Raw genomic sequence first — 15318 nt, 5'->3', positions numbered from 1 at the left:
GATCACTTCTCGTAGGTGAACTTCGGGGCATCCTTGGAGGCGCCCCAGTAAATGGGCCAGTCGGCGATCTGCGCGATCGCGAAGAAGAAGCGGTCGTCCTGCCGGCGCGCACGGTGGTTCTCATCCGTCCACCGCTCGGTGCCGGTGCGGTTCCATTCGGCCATTCGGTCGATGAGCGGAACCGTGATGCTGTTGCCCTCCTCGCCATTGCCCGCGTAAGAGAACTTGGCGGCATCCATCCGCCCGCTGAACAGGATGTCGGCGGCATAGCTGCCATCCTCGGCAAACACCACGAACATGAGTTTGCCGGCCCGCCCCCGGCAGCCCTTCAGCGAGGTTTCGGTGATGATCTGGGTGTCCAGACCGTTCAGGGTCAGTTCGATCGACATGGGCGAGCCTGAGTTACTGCTCTCCTGCGACTGGCCAACTGCGCCAAAGCTGCCAACACCCTGGTAGGTGATGCCGTCGATGACCAGGTCACCGGTACCGGTATGCGCGAAGACCATGCCATCAGGGAAATCCAGCTGGCAGGCGTACACCGCCATGAAGTTACCTCTGGCAATGATGTCAACAACCGTCTGACTGAAGGGGAAAACACCCGTGGCCATCAGAAAGCCTCCCGAAACTGGAAGCTACCGTTCGATACCACCGGCTGAATGCTCCACTGATTGGTGTCATCCATCCGCCGCATCTCACAGTAGGGGTTCTTGTATTCAACCGGCGTGCCGGCAGGGATCGCCTTGCGAACACGCTTGTTCACGTAGACCAGGGCCCTGCCCGTGGCGTCAGTCGATGCGTGCTCGACCACTTCGAACATCTCACCGTTGATAGTGATGTGGTCGCCGCGACTGAAAACCTGCCGGCTCGCCGTCATGCCCTGCAGCTGCAGGAACGTCGATTGCGCATTGGCCGAGGCCACAGTCGGCGCGCCGATGTTGTCCGACCTGGTCCGAGTGATCGATGGGACCTTTACCGTGCCGAACATGCCGTGCAGGCGGCCCAAGAGCGAGGTCAGCTCGCGCTCGTCCTCTTCGTAGAGCACACCGAAGTTCAGCGTGCACAGCCAGTACGAACCTGGCTGCGCCACGATCTGCTGGGAATTCGACAGCGACGAGGTGAACGCCCGGTTGTTGTAGACGATTCCCCAGGTAACCTCAGTAGGCTCCAGGGATTCCGGCCATTCCTCCGCCATTGGATAGCTCCAATAAAAAGCCCGCCGAAACGGGCTGGATCAATCATCTGCGCTCGAGCAACTGCCTCGCCGCGCCGTTCATTTTGAAGTCGCGCAGCACCAGCTCGTAGCCGTCCCGAGCACCCTGCTCCGCCGCTCGCCGGACATCAGCCACCGTGGCAGCGTTGGCTTGCCCTGACACCTGAATGTGCTGGATGATTCCGCCAAATGTAACTGAGGCCTCGCCACCTCCCCCGCCAGCGCCGGCGGCCATGACACCGAGTGAACCATCCGGCCCACGGTGCAGCGGCAGGATTGCCTCTGGCCCGGCCTCAGCGAAAATGCCGGCACCCTTGGCGAAAGCGAACATCTGCGGGCTGTCGTACACCTGGCCCGAGTAGGAGGACAGGCTGGGCGAGTCATAGACTCCGCCCTTGGCATTCTTCACGAACGAGCCTTCGCTGAACCCACTCATGGTGCCCTGCCCCAGCGCCGCCCCCCCGCCACCCAGGAAACCGAACGCCGAACTGAGGAAGCCGGCAGCAGCCTGGCGCACCTGGATGCGGATCAAGTCCTCAATGATCGAGTCCGCGAAGTCCTTGAACGATGCTTTCCCGGTCTTGATGAACTGGACGATCCCGTCTTCCAGATTGTTGAAAGCGTTGGTGAACAGGTCCTGAGTCTGCCCGGCCACATCCGCCGCGCTGTCGAGGTAGTTCTCGAAGGCAGCTGATGCTCCATTGCTCCAATCGGCCTGGGCCGCATCAATCTTGGTGAAGGTGTCTTCCTGAACCTGCACCAGTTTCGCGCCGTACTCTTGCCTCAGGGCGATCTGCTTCTCCAGCTCCTGCCGCTGCTTCTCGTTCGACGCTGTGGCTAGCTCGTCGCGCAGCGCCAGGATCTTGTTGTTGTTTTCCTGCTCAAGCGCCAGGCGCGACTGCGCTCGGCTGGCTCGCTTGTCACCCATCCCCACCGCTGCGGCGGCGGCATCGCCCTGCTGCTGGGCAATGGCCAATTGGCGCTCAAGGTCGGCTTGGTACTTCATGGCCTGGGACAAGCCAGTTGACGCCTGGACGGCCTGGTTGAACTGGCCAGCCAACGCCGCAATCGCACGACCGTACTCTTCAGTTGTGATCTTCTTCTGGGTGAGCAGCAGGTCCAAGCCCTGGGTCTGCTTCTTGAACTCATCAGCTGCTGCCCCGACTGGGTCGTAAACCTTCTTCAACTGCTGGTACGCGGTTTCCGCTTCTTTCAGCTGCTGATTCAGCTTGGTCTGCGCCGAGGTGGTGTCCTTGGTTTCCTGCTTGGCGCCCTGGTTGGCCTTCTTCTGCGCCTCGATGGCGTTTGCAAAAGAGAGGGCAGCCTGCCGATCCGCCTCAGTGAGGTCCGTATGCTCGGCAAGGTACCGGTTGACGACCTTGATCATGTCGCCATTGTCTTGCAGGCCGGCCAGCTGCTTCTGCAGGGTATCGAGGTAGGTCTGCCCCGCTGTGCTCATGCCGGCCTTGGCCGCATTGTTTTCTTGCGTTGAGGCAGTGTTCTGATCGGTGACACCAGTCAGCACACGTAGCGTTTCAGCGATCATTCCTGAGCGCTGATCGGCATCACTGACCGCACCGGCTTGGGTGATCCATTGCTGGACGGTAGCCGCCGGCAGCTGCAAGCGGTTGCCTACTTCCTGCAGGATGGGCGACAGGCCCTCTCCGCTGGTACGCGCCTCATTCAGCCGGTCAATGATCGACTGGTAGTCGGCCAACTGCTTGTTGTACTGCCCGCCTGAATCGCGCACGGGTGCGGTAACGGTGGCAGAACGGATCGACTGAGCCAGATCACCGTAGGCATCCTTGAGGGTGTCGGCGGCGTTGATCTGCTCCTGCTGCCACTTAACCAGCGATGCCTCGCGCTGGTCCTTGTTGAGCTTGGCGAACTCCTCACGCAGCTGCGACACGGGCTTGTGCAGATCGTCAAGACTGACACCCGCCTGATCGGCATTGTCGCGTAGCAGCAGGAAACTGGCTGCAGCGGTGCCGGCCAGAATCGCCAACCCCACCGGACCACCCAGGGCCGTCAGCAAACCACCGGTAGCGGCACGTGTTAGGTTGGCCTGGGCAATGGTCAGCGCCTCGGTTGAAGCCGTGAGGGCCGCTTGTTTTGGCAATAGCTGGGTCTGAACCAGGCTGAGCCTCTGCAGGCCAGTCGCGGCTGCTACCGACGCCTCCGCCTGCTGCACCTGCGCTTGGGCATAAATGCGTTGCGCCTCTGCACCGCGCACCGCGGCTTGGGCATTTTTAAACTCTGCAACCTGCTGTGCCAAGGCGGCTTTCACGGCCATGTATGTTTTGGCGGCATAGTTGGTAAGCGCTGCCACACCAGCACCGCCAATGGCTACGGCTACTAAATCGAAATTTTCCCCAAGCGTGACTAGAACTTTGGAGAGTCCGCCAATGGCGCCTGTCTGCTCTTCCATCTTTCCAAGGAAGTTGCCAACCGCGTTGCTGATGTTGTTCAAGGCATCTTGAACACTGGTAGACATGTCCGCCGCTGCTTTGCGGTTTACCTCAACATTTTTCAGTAGACCGATGTTAATGTCATCCAGAGCGAGCTTGCCCTCGCTGCCCAGCTTACGCACCTCGTCGGTGCTCTTTCCAGTCGCGCGGGCAATCGCGTCCACGATTGTTGGCATCGCAGTTTGGATAGAAATCCACCCATCCGCATCTACCTTCCCTGTAGCCAATGCTTTTGAGTAGGCGTCCAGCGCCGAGCTTGCTTTGTCCGCTGACGCGGCGTTGGTTACAAGCAGGAAACTGAAGCTGTCAGTGATATCGAGGGTCTGCTGGGTGTTGAAGCCCAAGCTGCGCATCACATCCGCCGTGCGGATATACAGTTCTTGCGCCTCAGCCAGAGGCCGGTAGGTTTCCTGCGCGGTTTGCATCAGGTGCTCTTGCACCGCCTGGTATTCGGCAGCGCTTCCAGTAGCCGCCTTCATACGGTCAGACATCTGACCATAGGCATCAACCTGCTTGATGATGCCCCCGATCAGACCGGCACCAGCCACAGCCGCGAAGGCTCCGCGCATAAGCGTCCCGGCGCCCTGGGCTGCTGCGCCAACTCGGTCAAACGCGGAATCAACAGTCGCCAGGTTGCGATCAATTGCCTGGCTGGTCCTGGAAACCAGCTGATCGGCATTCGCCAACTCACGTCGCAATTGGGCAGTTGTCGCTTCAATCTGAACCAGCATGCCCTGGACTTGCTGATCGGCCATTTTTGATCTCCAGAAAAAAGAAAACCCGCCGAAGCGGGTTGTAAAAATTGACGACGATCTATTGGATTGTTAGTTCGCTCAAACTCCAGCGCTTTGTCTCCCTGCTGTACGAGATTTTAGCCAGGTAGCTGCTGCGAACTATTGCCCCAAAGCCATTCTGAGAATCCACATAGGCCAAAACTGAGAACCCGCACTTTCCATCAGCAGTTACATCCACTCCACGATCATTCACATAGGGGAATTTTGCGCTCGCTGGCGACTTTAGTCCCTGCTTCACAAAATTCTGCGACATAACAAAAGCCATGGTGGTGTTGCCGCAATCCTTTGCTTGTGCTTCTAGTTCCCTCTGCGGGCTATTCTTCCACACATACAGCCACCCCCATAGAAGAATGAGCAGCAGGGCCGAGACCACGAATACCAGTCGAATTCTGACTTTCAGAGCATTAGATGTTTCCGCCATTACTGAATTGCTTGCATAAAAGGCGAAGGCAACGAACGCCACAGCAACTGAGGCTAGGATTACAAGAAAAGTCATGCTTAACGTCCATATTTTCAGAAGCATGAGATTCTACAGGCTGCTCACGCCTTTCTCCCAGTCAACGCCATCCTCAGCTTGTCGGCCACATTCGAAGCGCTTGGCTTCTCCTTCGCTCCCTGCTTCTTCCCTGTGCCAAAGGGATTGGTCATCTGAGCCCACTCAATCCTGGCATCCATAGCCAGGAACAGCTCGGGCAGCGGCGTGGACCAAGCCACATCCGGCGCCCAGCCCAGCCAGCCAGTAGCTATCCCATACAGCCGGTCGACGTAGCTGCCGTCCTCGACAGCGCTTACGCCGTCCCGGCTTGATCGTTTCCCTGGTCACCGCCTCGCGGATTGTAGAGATCGCCCAGGTACTTGGTGACAACCGGGGTCAGCCCAGCCACACCCTCCTGCCACACCTTCTCAGGGAGGGCTTCGGCAGCCTTCCCTTCCAGACCAGCGCCAGCAGCAATGATAAAGGCTACCGCATCTACGCCGACTGCATGCAGGGCTCCAGACGCGCCTCGCAGACCGCCAAACCGGCTCTCGATTGCGCGAACGGCCTTGAGGGTAGGCTTCAGGGTGAATTGCTCGTCGCCCAGTTTGACGGTCGCGGTGCCGTGCAAAGTGTTGTTCATCGTTCAATCCTGTTAGGCCGGGGCCGGAGCCCCAGCGAGGTTACGGGGTGACCGGGGCCGGCAGAAGCTCGAGGATGTCCGAGTTGATGCCGATGGTGACGTTGCGGCGAACGACGTTGTCGGCAGCACCAGGTGCGACGGTGTTGTTCATCACTTTGCCGCGCATGTAGAAGGTGCTGGGGTTGAGCGCAGGCGTGGCGGTTGGGTCGCCGTCGTTGAGGGTGATCTTGATGTTGTAGTCGCCCTTGCTGCGGTCCCTGTGGGCGACCTTCACCGCGTTCTGGCCCGCATCGCCGTTGTCGAGACCTACAGTCAGAGTCAGGTCGCCAGCGTCAGCAGTGCCCTTGTACTTGCGCACTCGGCCATCCTTGAGGGAGGTGAAGGTCACACTGCTGAAGGTGTCGCCGAACTCGCCCAAGTCTTCGATTTCACCGACCTCGACATAGGTGTCGGCCTCGTACTCGGTCTGGGTGTCGGCGCCGGTCTTGCCGCCAATGGAAAAGCGGCAGCCGGCGGCTGTGTTGAGGTTGTCATCGGCCATGGGTAGTCCTCCAAAGGCACATTGGATAAAAGCCGCAACGCGGCCGGTGAGTGATTCAGTGGGTGGTGATCACGCGGACCGTGATCGAGCCCTGGTAAGTGATGCCATCGGCGTCACGCTGGGCATCGGCCTGCTCTACCCGGACGGAGACGGCGCGGCCGACTTTCAGTGGCAGGCGGCGCTCGTCCAGGGCAGCGATGACTTCGCCATTTATGCGCTTGACCTCAGCCTGGCCCACGGCATCAGACCAGACCGACAGGTACAGCAGGCGCGTTTCGCGCTTGCGACCTGAAATCGGGGTACTGTTGACCGAGACCTCACGATCAATGGAGACATAAGGCATTTCCGCATTCAGCGGTGCGCCGTCGTAAATCGGGCAGCTCACTTCAGCCTGCAGCCTGGCAAAGATGGCTTCCTGCAGGGCCAGCGATGGATCAGCCATTGCCTACCCCCTGGCTTGCCTTGCGTAGTGTTCGGCGCACGGCCGCCTCGATATCAGCCATCACATACTCCCGATTGACCTGCATCGACGGCCGCAGCCACGGGTGCGCCGGCCTGGCTGGGATGTCCGGGTACTTGCCGAAAAAGTGCGTGCCGTCGCTCTTGTTGGTGGTCTTGCGGTTGCGGTTACCGGCGCGCTTCCCACCCAGGTAACCCTTGGTCCCGTACTCGATGAAGCGCAGGTAGAAAAATTTCCTGTTGTCGCGCTTGCCACGAATGCCGATCTGCGCGTCCAGACCGCTCGGCGCGACATAGATCTTCAGGGCTGCGGCCGCTTCCCCAGTGTCCTTGGGCATCAGCTGTTGCTGGGTGGCCAGCACCCGCTCAGCGGCCTGGCGCATGGCCGGGGCCAACTCGTTGTCCATCGTCTTGTGGATGTTGCGCAGCGTGCGGCGTAACCGGATATCACCACGGATGCTGGACCGGCGCGCCATGGCCTACTCCTTGACCTGGGTGGCCTTCGCTGGTTTGTCGGGGGTGGCGACCCCGTCTTTGACTTCCACGGCATAGCCGCGGGCGATCAGCCCTTCGCCATATGCCTTCTCGACGACGAAAATCTCGCCTTTGTCGCGCTCGCCAGAGGCGCCGGTCAGGGGCCCCAATGCTTGAATTTTCATGGTTCACCTCATGGATTGGGCACGCTGGAGCACAGCAGCCGCAGCATGTCCCGTTCGTTGTTAAGTAGCGGTGACTCGATCCTGTACGTCACACCGGTATGCAATTCTGTGAACCGCCACCCGGCGACAACATCAGATCGAGGCCTGATTCGGATCTCAGCGCTGATAACGGCCTCAATCTGCTCAGCTACTGGTGAAACCCTGCCCGTGGGCATGGTTATCTCGGCCCACACCTTCCCGACATCAGTCCAGACCTGGTCGAAGCCGCCAGTTTTGTTTTGCACGCGATCAGGCTTGCTCAGCAGGCCGCGATGTCGCAGAGGTCCAGCTCTCATCAGAATCGCTTCCTGTACCAGAGCAACCTTTCGACGGCGAGCGGCATAGCCGTGGCGATGGTGCCCACGGCCACGGCCTCGCGGTTGGCGTACCAGTGGCCGACCAGCAGCAGGACTGCCTGTTCGACATCGCTGGTCAGGCTCATTTCCTCAGGCTCGACCGGGTCGGTGTCCACCAGTTTTCGGTCGCAGTGCTGCTCAACGTGGGCTTTAGCCGCCGCAACGTAGCCGCCGATCAAGGCGTCTTCCTCGTCGCCGTCGACGCGCAGGTGCATCTTCACGGTGGCCAGGTCGAGCATCTACTTGTTCTCGCTGGGCTTAGCGGCCTTGGAGGTCGAGGGCTTCGCCTTTTCGGCCAGGCCCTTGCCGATCAGCGCATGTGCCAGCTCCTCGTCCTCGACATCGATGACCGAGCCGGCGGCGATGCGGCCGGTTGGTGTCTTGAGCTTCTCGGGGTCGCCTTCAAAGCCCCACAGGATTTTGAGTTCCATGATTTTCTCCAGGGATGATCGGGGCCCGAGGGCCCCTAAGGTTATGCTGGCAGCGCGAAGCGGCCTTTGACGAAGGCGTACTTGCGGCGAACGGCCAGGCCCAGACGCTCCTCCACCAGGACTACGCGCTGGTTCTTGATGAAGTCGTCGTTGATCATGCCGACCTTGACGGTGTAGGCCATGCGGTCGTAGATACGAGCGCCCTGACTGAACGAGCCCACCAGGAACTCACCGCCAGTAGTGGAACCGTCGCCCTCATCCATGCTGTCCGAAGCTACGATCGGACGCCCCCAGAGGATCGGAGTGCTCAGACCCTGCAGGTTGGCGAACAGATAACGGTTCTCGCCATCCTTCTGCAGTTCGATGTTCATCCAGTCGAGATCGGTCATCACGACCGCGTCCGCAGAGCGCTTCGACTGCTTACCTACCTGGTAGATGGCACGGCGCACGGTGTCGATCGCAGTGTCGCTGGATTTGCCCAGGGCAGGATTGAAGGCGGTGGCCTGCGTCATGATGCCGTTGAGGTTCTTGCCGGTACCATCACCCTTGAGGATTTGACCTTCCTCCTTGAGCTTCAGGTCGTAGCGCAGCAGTTCCTGAATGTAGGCGTAGAGCTGCGGAACGTCATCGAGGGCTTCGTCGGTGACCGGCATCCAAACCGCGATCTTCTTCACGGTGTCGGTGACTTCTTCGAAGGTCACATCGCTGGATGGCTTCGCTTCCCCCTCGTTCACCATGCCCGCCCCACGGGTATGCAGCTTCTCGACAAAGTAGGTGAAGTCTTTGCCGGTGACCGGGGTGCTGGGAATCAGATCACGAATGACCAGATTCTGGCGGGGCAGATCCTGAATTATCGGATCGTACTGAGGAACAACCAAGCCAGCGCTGGTCACCTTCATCTCGGTCATGGACGCCATGTCGGACTTGGTGACATCGAACTCAGCAGAGTTCTGGGACTTCTGATTCAGGGCCTTGTAGGCATCATTGCCTTTGACGAAGTCGATGAAGCCTTTCTTCTCCGGCCCCTGGTTACGTAGCTTGACGCCTTTCTGCTCCAGATCCTGAACCTGGTCAATAATGCGTTCGATCTCTCCCTTCTGGTTTTCGATCTGGGACTTGAGGTCTTTGGCGACCTGGTTGCCCTTCTCGATTTCGCCGATGGCGGCGTCGTACTTTTCTTGAAGGCCGGAGAATCCGCTCTTCAGTTGCAGTTCTAGGGAATCCTTCAGCTCTTTTACTTCGCTCATGGCGATACTCCGAAATATTGGGTGAACAAGTTGGGAATTTCTTTCAGCTCATCCACGATCGCCGTGGCCTCGCTCCCGCCGTCACGGCGTAGCGCGGTGTAGCCGAGCGAAGCGACTGCCGCCGCTTCCTTCTGCGAGAGGCCCACACGTTCGCGCAGAGCCTTCTCGAAAAGCCTGATGTCCGACTTGACGCTGAGGACATGCGCCTCGGGGTTCATGCCGAACGGGACGAAGGAGGCCTCCCACAGTTCGGCCTCCTTGATGAGGCGCACGCGCCGACCGGCGCGGTCCTCGAAATCTGCCTTGATGGTGTTGAAGCCGATCGACATGCTGTCGAGCACCTCAGCCTTCATGAGCTCGTAGGCATCCCGGGCATAGCTGACGTTGAGATTGACTTGGCCCTTCAACAGCAGGCCGTGGTCATCCTGGGTGTAGGCGGCGGCGCCCACCAGACGGGTAAGGTCGTGGTACAGAGCAAGCTTGAGCTTGCCTCCCCGGGTTGCCTTAACTCGGGTGAAGGCACCTGGCAGGATCACGTCGTCGCCCAGGTCAACGTTGTTGAAGACCGCGGCGTAGCCTTCGAAGTTGCCGGCTTCGTCAACGGACTTGAGTTCGAACGGGCATTCAAGGTTCGCCATTTTTCTGCATCTCCCACCGGGTGACCCGGGCATATTCGCCGCCCAGCGGCGCGTAGTTTTCCTTTTCGCGAACCTCATCGATCGACAGCCAGCCAGAGCCTCCAGACCCGCCGAGTGCCGCCTGGAAGTAGGCCGCTCGCCCAGCGCTGTCAGCGCGCAGCAAGCCCTCGACCACGAACTCTACGAAGCGTGGGCCAGAGCCGAATAGCTTGTCGTTGAGCTCGTCCTCAACGGTATCGATGTAGGGCTTGAGGCCAAAGGTGATGAACCCGGTGAGCTGCTGCTCAAGGTTCGACCCCATGATCGAGGTCTTGCCAGCTCGGTTGGCCAGCCAGAGCGGCACACCGTAGATACCGGCCAGCGCCTCCTCCTGGAACTGTTGGGACTCGATGAACTGCGCATCCTTCTGGCTGATACCAGCAGGGACGATCTTCGGGTTGCCCTGGAGGATGGCCATCTTGCCGATGTCGTCGGCGTCAGCCTTGCGCACGTCTGGGAACTTCTCCATCACTTGGGCCTGTTGGGCCTTGGTCAGGAATTGCTCGTAGATGACATAGCCACCGGTGAAGCCACCCTTGCGCATGAAGCGCGCCGACCACTGTTGCCCAGCCTTCGCCAGGCCCATGGTCTCGGCCTGGTGTTCGATTGGCGAAAGCCCTACAACACCATCCAGGCTGAACAACTTGAAGTGCAGCATGTTCTCTGGAGAAACCGGGAAGGCCTCACCCTCACTGGGGGTCACCCAGTAGATGAGATCGTCCTCGGTGTCGATCTTGACTGACCGCCAATGCAGCGGCACCAGGCCTATGGGTTCGCCATGGATGTTTCGTTCGATCAGGGCGAACGCATTGCCGCGCAGCGCCATGTTCACAACCACGAATTTCAGGAAATTCAGCATGGTCATGTAGGGGTTCGGCTTGCGCAGCAGCTTGAGCATGCGGTCTTTGCCGGTGACTAACGACCGACCGCCCTGAGTGTCCTCGTACAACTTCAGCGGCAAACCGCTCAGTGACTCGGAAAGGATCTTGACGCAGGACCAGACCATGCTGATGGACAAGGCGGTTTTCGCGGATACCCGCACGCCCGCCTTTGTGCGCTTGCCGCCGACCTCAAGGTCCACCTCGACATAGTCGCCCGTGGCCGGATCGGTATAGCCGAAGAAGCCCCAGGTCGCGGGGTTGTACCATTTGAATGCCATGGTCAGCCTACTAAGCCAAAGAACCCGTTTTCCAGGTAGTCACCCATGCCGCCCTGAGCCTCTGGATTCAGGGCGATGAGCGTCACGGCGTTGAACAGGGCCATCAGCGGGTCAATCTTCGCCGAGCCGCTGGCCTGCTTGGTAATCAGAATTGCGTTGCCGCGAGGCTCGACCCGGGCATTACCGCAGCACCAGGCCATCAGCGGTTGCCCGCCATGCCAGAGGCCGCCTTCGGCCAGCTTGCGCTCGGCGGTTTTGATCGCGCCCCCCAGGGTGTACCCCTGTTTCACGCCACCGATCTTCTCTCGCGGGATGCCTCGGGCCTCCAGGGCGTCGAGAATCGCGCCGATCCCAACCGGATCGAGCCCCACCTGGTCGAGCAGGCCGGCCTCCTCTACCTGGGCCACTAGGTCGGCGACCTGGTCCACGTCGTCGCCGATGCGCTCGACCAGGGTCAGGTGACCATCGTTGGCGAAATCACGGATACGCGGCGCCTCGGCCTTGCGCCGCTCCAGCACCGAAGGGTGGGCCCAGGCATGCGTCCAAGTCAGCCACCGGCGGCTATCGCGCTCGCGCCCAACTGCGGCAAACCCGAGCAAGTCGTCGAGGCCGCCGCCGTCGATGCCGATGTCGATCACCTCGCACCGCTCGATCAGGTCCTCCAGAGTCCGGCAGTCATCCGAGGCCTGCCGCTCCCAGTAGTCAGCACCGGCCCAACGGTCAGAGAGCAGCGCCAGGCCGATCTCCACGTTGAGGTGCTTGGCCAGAAAGCCGCGGAACGACTCCTCGCCATCCATCTGGGCCTGGGCGTAGCCACGCTCAATAAACGGTTCATCAACTGACAACCCCAGGTTGGGGTTGGTGATATAGGCGTTGGAAAAGTCTCGATGCGCTCCGGCGTCAAGCATCGCCTTTGGAAACTCATACAGCACCGGCAGGAACGACTTGTCGACGATCTCCCCGTCCCGGACCTTGCGGGCGTACATCAGCTTTTGCCGGAACACGCCGGCCGGCGGCGCGTCGGACTGGGTTGTGGCCCAGATAATGAAACCCTCGGGACGCGATGCCAGGCCACCCGTTGCCTCGCGCAGCATTGCCTCGGCGTTGTTCCGTTTGCCGAACACCCAAAGTTCGTCAACAAAAACGCCAATGGCCTTCTTGCCCGACACCGTCTCGCTATCCGCCGCCACCACCTTCAAGGTCGCGTTGGTCTGGTGATGCGTCACCGTGCGGATGTGATCCTGAACCTTGAGCAGCGCCGAGAGCTCTTCATCGGCCCGCACCATGTCGCGGATGGGGATGTAGGAGTTGTCAGCAATTTCCTTGGTCGGGGCCAGGATGATGAACTCGCCAGATGGCCGCCAGTTGAGAATCAGCGCCGTCAGCATGATGCCGGCAGCGATCGTCGACTTGCCGTTCTTCTTGCTGATCAGCAGCATGAACTCGCTGACCAGGCGCCGGCCCTCGTCCGGGTCGTAGGCTCCGAAGATTGCGGCGACGAACTGATTCACCCAGTCACGCACCGTTTCGCACATCAGCGGGCTGCCGGTGGCATCAACCATGCGCAACGCGCCGAACACCTCCAAGGCCTCCTCAGCCTCTGTCGGGAACAGCGGGTCGAACGGGATAAGACTCTGGCGCGCAACAATGCGTCGCTCCCAGTCAGGGCATGCCGTTGTCCAATCCATCACTTCACCGATCGCAGCGGGCCGCGACGGGCGCCGAATTTACCAGCAGCTGCCTCGGCAGCTTTGTCTTTCGCCTGTTCCTTCTTGCCGCTCTCCCCTCTACGGGCATGCACGAAGGGCATCAGGGCCTTGGCTGCGTCAACACGCAGCTTGGCCTCAGTGCCCAGGTCATTCATGACCGCGAGCAGGAAGTCTTTGGGATCTTTGTGGGAAAGCGCCTGGGAGAGGTCGAAACCGGCCGGCTCCCACTCACCTTCAAGGCTGTGGGCAGTTGCTGGGGGCTCAGTTGGCGATGTGCTCTCGGGGCGCTCGGAGGCGCCACCTTTAACATCGTCTTTAACATCTGCTTTAACATCACCAGGCATGAGGCCGAGCGCTCGAAGCTTCTTCAGCTCGGCTGCGACATCGGGATCCTTGGCCAGCCGCGATCCGGCTGCAGATGCTGATTTTGCTGGGCATCCCGCCGCAATGGCTGCGTCGCGATTGGACGCACCTCCCCTCAGCGCGGCGATGAAAGCGCGCTTCTTGGGTGTTAAAGCCATTTAACAAAAATCCTGTGGGGGAAAAAAATCTGTGCGTGGGGTCGGTGGCGGTCTAGCTAGGTGAGAATCGCTATATTTTGACCTCCCCCACCCTCGCGGCACGCCACTGACGTGCCTCGAAGCCTCCCGACGCGCCTCGCGACGAACTGCTGACCATCAGCAGACCAGGCCAGCAGCCTCCTCGGCCTGCTTGACCGAGTCGTGGCAGGGCTTGCAGAGCGGCTGCCAGTTGGCCTGATCCCAGAAGAGGTCCTTGTCACCTCGGTGCGCCACGATGTGGTCAACGACGCTGGCTGCTGCCGTTCGCCCTTGCCGGGCGCAGTAGGCGCACAGTGGGTTGTCACGCAGATATTGCTCTCGCGCCTTCTGCCATCGGTAGTCATAGCCACGCTGGGAGCTGGTCATGCCGCTACGCCAGCTGCCTGGCGTGACCACCTTGACCCGTGAACCCGCGCTCTCCTTGATGCGAGAGCCGAGCGTCTTGAGCCTAGCCATCAGCCTTGAGCCTTGCGCGTCATGAACAAATCCGAGTAGCCGCGCAGCTTCTCAACTCCCATGAACCCGACAGCGCCGCCTGCGAATGTGGCCATGCCCTGCGGCAGCCCCATCCATTCCAGCAGCGGCACCAAGGCCAGAGTGATGAGGCCGCAGAGCGCGCCTTCCAGCACCATCTGCCGGCGGCTGCCACCTCCATATACAACTCGGAGCGCAGCAATCGCGACCGACAGGCCAGCGGCATACAGCTGAGGCTGGTGAGCCAGCACCCAGGCGAGCACAGCGGCCCACAGGCCAGGATCCTTCTCGGGCATGTTTGGCATCTCGATTCCTCCCGTTGCAGGGAGCGTGGTTTTATTGGCTGCAGGCAGCTGCAGCAAGCAGAAGCGCTTGGCCTTTCAGCAGCTCGCTGACACCGAAGTTGATCAGCTTGTAGTCTGCGGAAGAGTGTCCATACAGCAGGCTATCCAGCTCTCGAATCTCGGCCTTGAGGTCTTGCACTCGCTTCAGAACGGCGGCGTCATACTCTGCTCGCGCCTTCTCCACGATAGGGCGCACCATTTCACGCGCAATCCCAACACCGGAACGGTGCGCATCCTTCATCATGAAACAGTTGCCATCGGTGTATGCAGCACCATAGACAGCCTGATCTTCGTAAAAGAACGGCGAGAGAGTGTTGAGAAAGTCGACCGTTGCCATGATGGAAAAGGACTTCGCTTGCTCGGTATTCAGCAGTTGCTTGGTAGTGTTCAGGAAGACGCTTCCATCGCACTTTGACAGACGACGCAGCGCTGACTCCAATCGATCGAAATCGCCAGAGACTACCGCGTCCACCACCGCCTGTTTGTATCGCTCCGCCTGATCGCTCATGAGCTTTCTCCAGAAACAGAAAAGGCCCACCTACATGGCGAGCCTCAGATAGGTCGGCCCCAACAGCACTCCCAGCTCGGAGCGATGGGTGTGGTGGAGCCGAAAAACGAAAAAGCCCCGACAAAATGCCGAGGCTCTATGGTGGTTGTCGGTGATGGCGAGTTTGCTCTCGCGCACCTACCGCAAAGTAACATGAAAGATACGGATGAGGACCGGGGATGTCAAGCGGCCTCACGCCGAATATCCAGAGCACCATCAACCCAGGCCACACCGGCCTTCCACAGCTGCCGAGTCTTCTCCTCGCCGAAGCCCAGCTTCTTCCCCACATCCCTGAGGGCGGTGTCTCGCGAGGAGTAGTATTTGATGATGACCTGGCCGCATTCGGGGTAGCGCTTGTTCAATCGCCCGACCAAGCGATCAATGAACAACGCATCGTCGTCGGTGATCATCGGATCGAGGATGGTGTTCTCTCGCGATGCGCAGCAGGAAACCCCTGACCCCAGCACCACCCAACGGCCCCAGTGCTCCAGCAGATACTCGGCCGTCTTCTCTAGATTGCTCATGT

At 60.2% G+C, this 15318-nt stretch carries 21 protein-coding genes; all 21 read right to left on the bottom strand.

Translation table 11 applies throughout. The features are described 5' to 3' along the window. Positions 1-2: 2 nt before the first annotated feature. On the bottom strand, positions 3-608 hold the full coding sequence (locus tag ACOKS3_RS06380) for a hypothetical protein (RefSeq protein ID WP_422763432.1): 606 nt from the start codon (positions 606-608) through the stop codon (positions 3-5). Then, positions 608-1192: a hypothetical protein gene (locus tag ACOKS3_RS06375; protein ID WP_422763433.1), complete on the bottom strand. Its 585-nt coding sequence runs from the start codon at positions 1190-1192 to the stop codon at positions 608-610. Before ACOKS3_RS06375 ends, ACOKS3_RS06380 begins: the two co-directional genes overlap by 1 nt. A 43-nt stretch (positions 1193-1235) precedes the next feature. Further along, complete coding sequence (locus ACOKS3_RS06370) at positions 1236-4433, bottom strand: phage tail tape measure protein (protein WP_422763434.1); 3198 nt, start codon at positions 4431-4433, stop codon at positions 1236-1238. A gap of 58 nt (positions 4434-4491) precedes the next feature. Next, positions 4492-4968 (bottom strand): hypothetical protein, encoded by a 477-nt coding sequence (locus tag ACOKS3_RS06365; protein ID WP_422763435.1) that lies wholly within the window; start codon positions 4966-4968, stop codon positions 4492-4494. A 292-nt stretch (positions 4969-5260) separates the two neighbouring features. Next, entirely contained in the window at positions 5261-5590 is a 330-nt protein-coding gene (locus ACOKS3_RS06360; protein ID WP_422763436.1) for a hypothetical protein, read from the bottom strand. A 40-nt stretch (positions 5591-5630) separates the two neighbouring features. Beyond that, positions 5631-6131, bottom strand: coding sequence for a hypothetical protein (locus ACOKS3_RS06355; RefSeq protein ID WP_422763437.1), 501 nt, complete (start codon positions 6129-6131; stop codon positions 5631-5633). A gap of 55 nt (positions 6132-6186) precedes the next feature. After that, positions 6187-6573 carry a DUF3168 domain-containing protein gene (locus tag ACOKS3_RS06350; protein WP_422763438.1) on the bottom strand — a complete coding sequence of 129 codons (387 nt, stop codon included), beginning with the start codon at positions 6571-6573 and terminating at the stop codon, positions 6187-6189. Then, positions 6566-7066, bottom strand: coding sequence for an HK97 gp10 family phage protein (locus tag ACOKS3_RS06345; RefSeq protein WP_422763439.1), 501 nt, complete (start codon positions 7064-7066; stop codon positions 6566-6568). Before ACOKS3_RS06345 ends, ACOKS3_RS06350 begins: the two co-directional genes overlap by 8 nt. Before the next feature lie 3 nt (positions 7067-7069). Beyond that, positions 7070-7249, bottom strand: coding sequence for a hypothetical protein (locus ACOKS3_RS06340; RefSeq protein ID WP_422763440.1), 180 nt, complete (start codon positions 7247-7249; stop codon positions 7070-7072). Positions 7250-7257: 8 nt separating this feature from the next. Beyond that, positions 7258-7584: a phage head closure protein gene (locus ACOKS3_RS06335; protein WP_422763441.1), complete on the bottom strand. Its 327-nt coding sequence runs from the start codon at positions 7582-7584 to the stop codon at positions 7258-7260. Then, positions 7584-7883, bottom strand: coding sequence for a head-tail connector protein (locus ACOKS3_RS06330; RefSeq protein ID WP_422763442.1), 300 nt, complete (start codon positions 7881-7883; stop codon positions 7584-7586). Before ACOKS3_RS06330 ends, ACOKS3_RS06335 begins: the two co-directional genes overlap by 1 nt. Then, positions 7884-8075, bottom strand: coding sequence for a hypothetical protein (locus ACOKS3_RS06325; protein WP_422763443.1), 192 nt, complete (start codon positions 8073-8075; stop codon positions 7884-7886). It abuts the gene before it with no gap. Positions 8076-8116: 41 nt separating this feature from the next. Next, positions 8117-9322 carry a phage major capsid protein gene (locus tag ACOKS3_RS06320; protein ID WP_422763444.1) on the bottom strand — a complete coding sequence of 402 codons (1206 nt, stop codon included), beginning with the start codon at positions 9320-9322 and terminating at the stop codon, positions 8117-8119. After that, positions 9319-9960: an HK97 family phage prohead protease gene (locus ACOKS3_RS06315; RefSeq protein WP_422763445.1), complete on the bottom strand. Its 642-nt coding sequence runs from the start codon at positions 9958-9960 to the stop codon at positions 9319-9321. The genes ACOKS3_RS06320 and ACOKS3_RS06315 overlap by 4 nt, the downstream gene beginning before the upstream one ends. Then, positions 9947-11158: a phage portal protein gene (locus ACOKS3_RS06310; protein WP_422763446.1), complete on the bottom strand. Its 1212-nt coding sequence runs from the start codon at positions 11156-11158 to the stop codon at positions 9947-9949. The genes ACOKS3_RS06315 and ACOKS3_RS06310 overlap by 14 nt, the downstream gene beginning before the upstream one ends. A gap of 2 nt (positions 11159-11160) precedes the next feature. Further along, positions 11161-12846 carry a terminase large subunit gene (locus tag ACOKS3_RS06305; protein ID WP_236238357.1) on the bottom strand — a complete coding sequence of 562 codons (1686 nt, stop codon included), beginning with the start codon at positions 12844-12846 and terminating at the stop codon, positions 11161-11163. Continuing rightward, entirely contained in the window at positions 12846-13388 is a 543-nt protein-coding gene (locus ACOKS3_RS06300) for a terminase small subunit (protein ID WP_422763447.1), read from the bottom strand. Before ACOKS3_RS06300 ends, ACOKS3_RS06305 begins: the two co-directional genes overlap by 1 nt. A 156-nt stretch (positions 13389-13544) precedes the next feature. Next, positions 13545-13883, bottom strand: a complete 339-nt coding sequence (locus ACOKS3_RS06295; protein ID WP_422763448.1) for an HNH endonuclease — start codon at positions 13881-13883, stop codon at positions 13545-13547. Further along, positions 13883-14206 carry a phage holin, lambda family gene (locus ACOKS3_RS06290; protein ID WP_422763501.1) on the bottom strand — a complete coding sequence of 108 codons (324 nt, stop codon included), beginning with the start codon at positions 14204-14206 and terminating at the stop codon, positions 13883-13885. Before ACOKS3_RS06290 ends, ACOKS3_RS06295 begins: the two co-directional genes overlap by 1 nt. Before the next feature lie 31 nt (positions 14207-14237). Next, positions 14238-14753: a hypothetical protein gene (locus ACOKS3_RS06285; RefSeq protein ID WP_422763449.1), complete on the bottom strand. Its 516-nt coding sequence runs from the start codon at positions 14751-14753 to the stop codon at positions 14238-14240. A 221-nt stretch (positions 14754-14974) separates the two neighbouring features. Further along, positions 14975-15316: an antiterminator Q family protein gene (locus tag ACOKS3_RS06280; protein ID WP_422763450.1), complete on the bottom strand. Its 342-nt coding sequence runs from the start codon at positions 15314-15316 to the stop codon at positions 14975-14977. Positions 15317-15318 lie beyond the last annotated feature (2 nt).

Source organism: Pseudomonas sp. HS6-2 (assembly GCF_049325675.2).
Classification (GTDB): Bacteria; Pseudomonadota; Gammaproteobacteria; order Pseudomonadales; family Pseudomonadaceae; genus Aquipseudomonas; species Aquipseudomonas putida_N.
The sequence above is the reverse complement of the archived record's forward strand: the minus strand, read 5'-3'. Positions and strand labels throughout refer to the sequence as shown.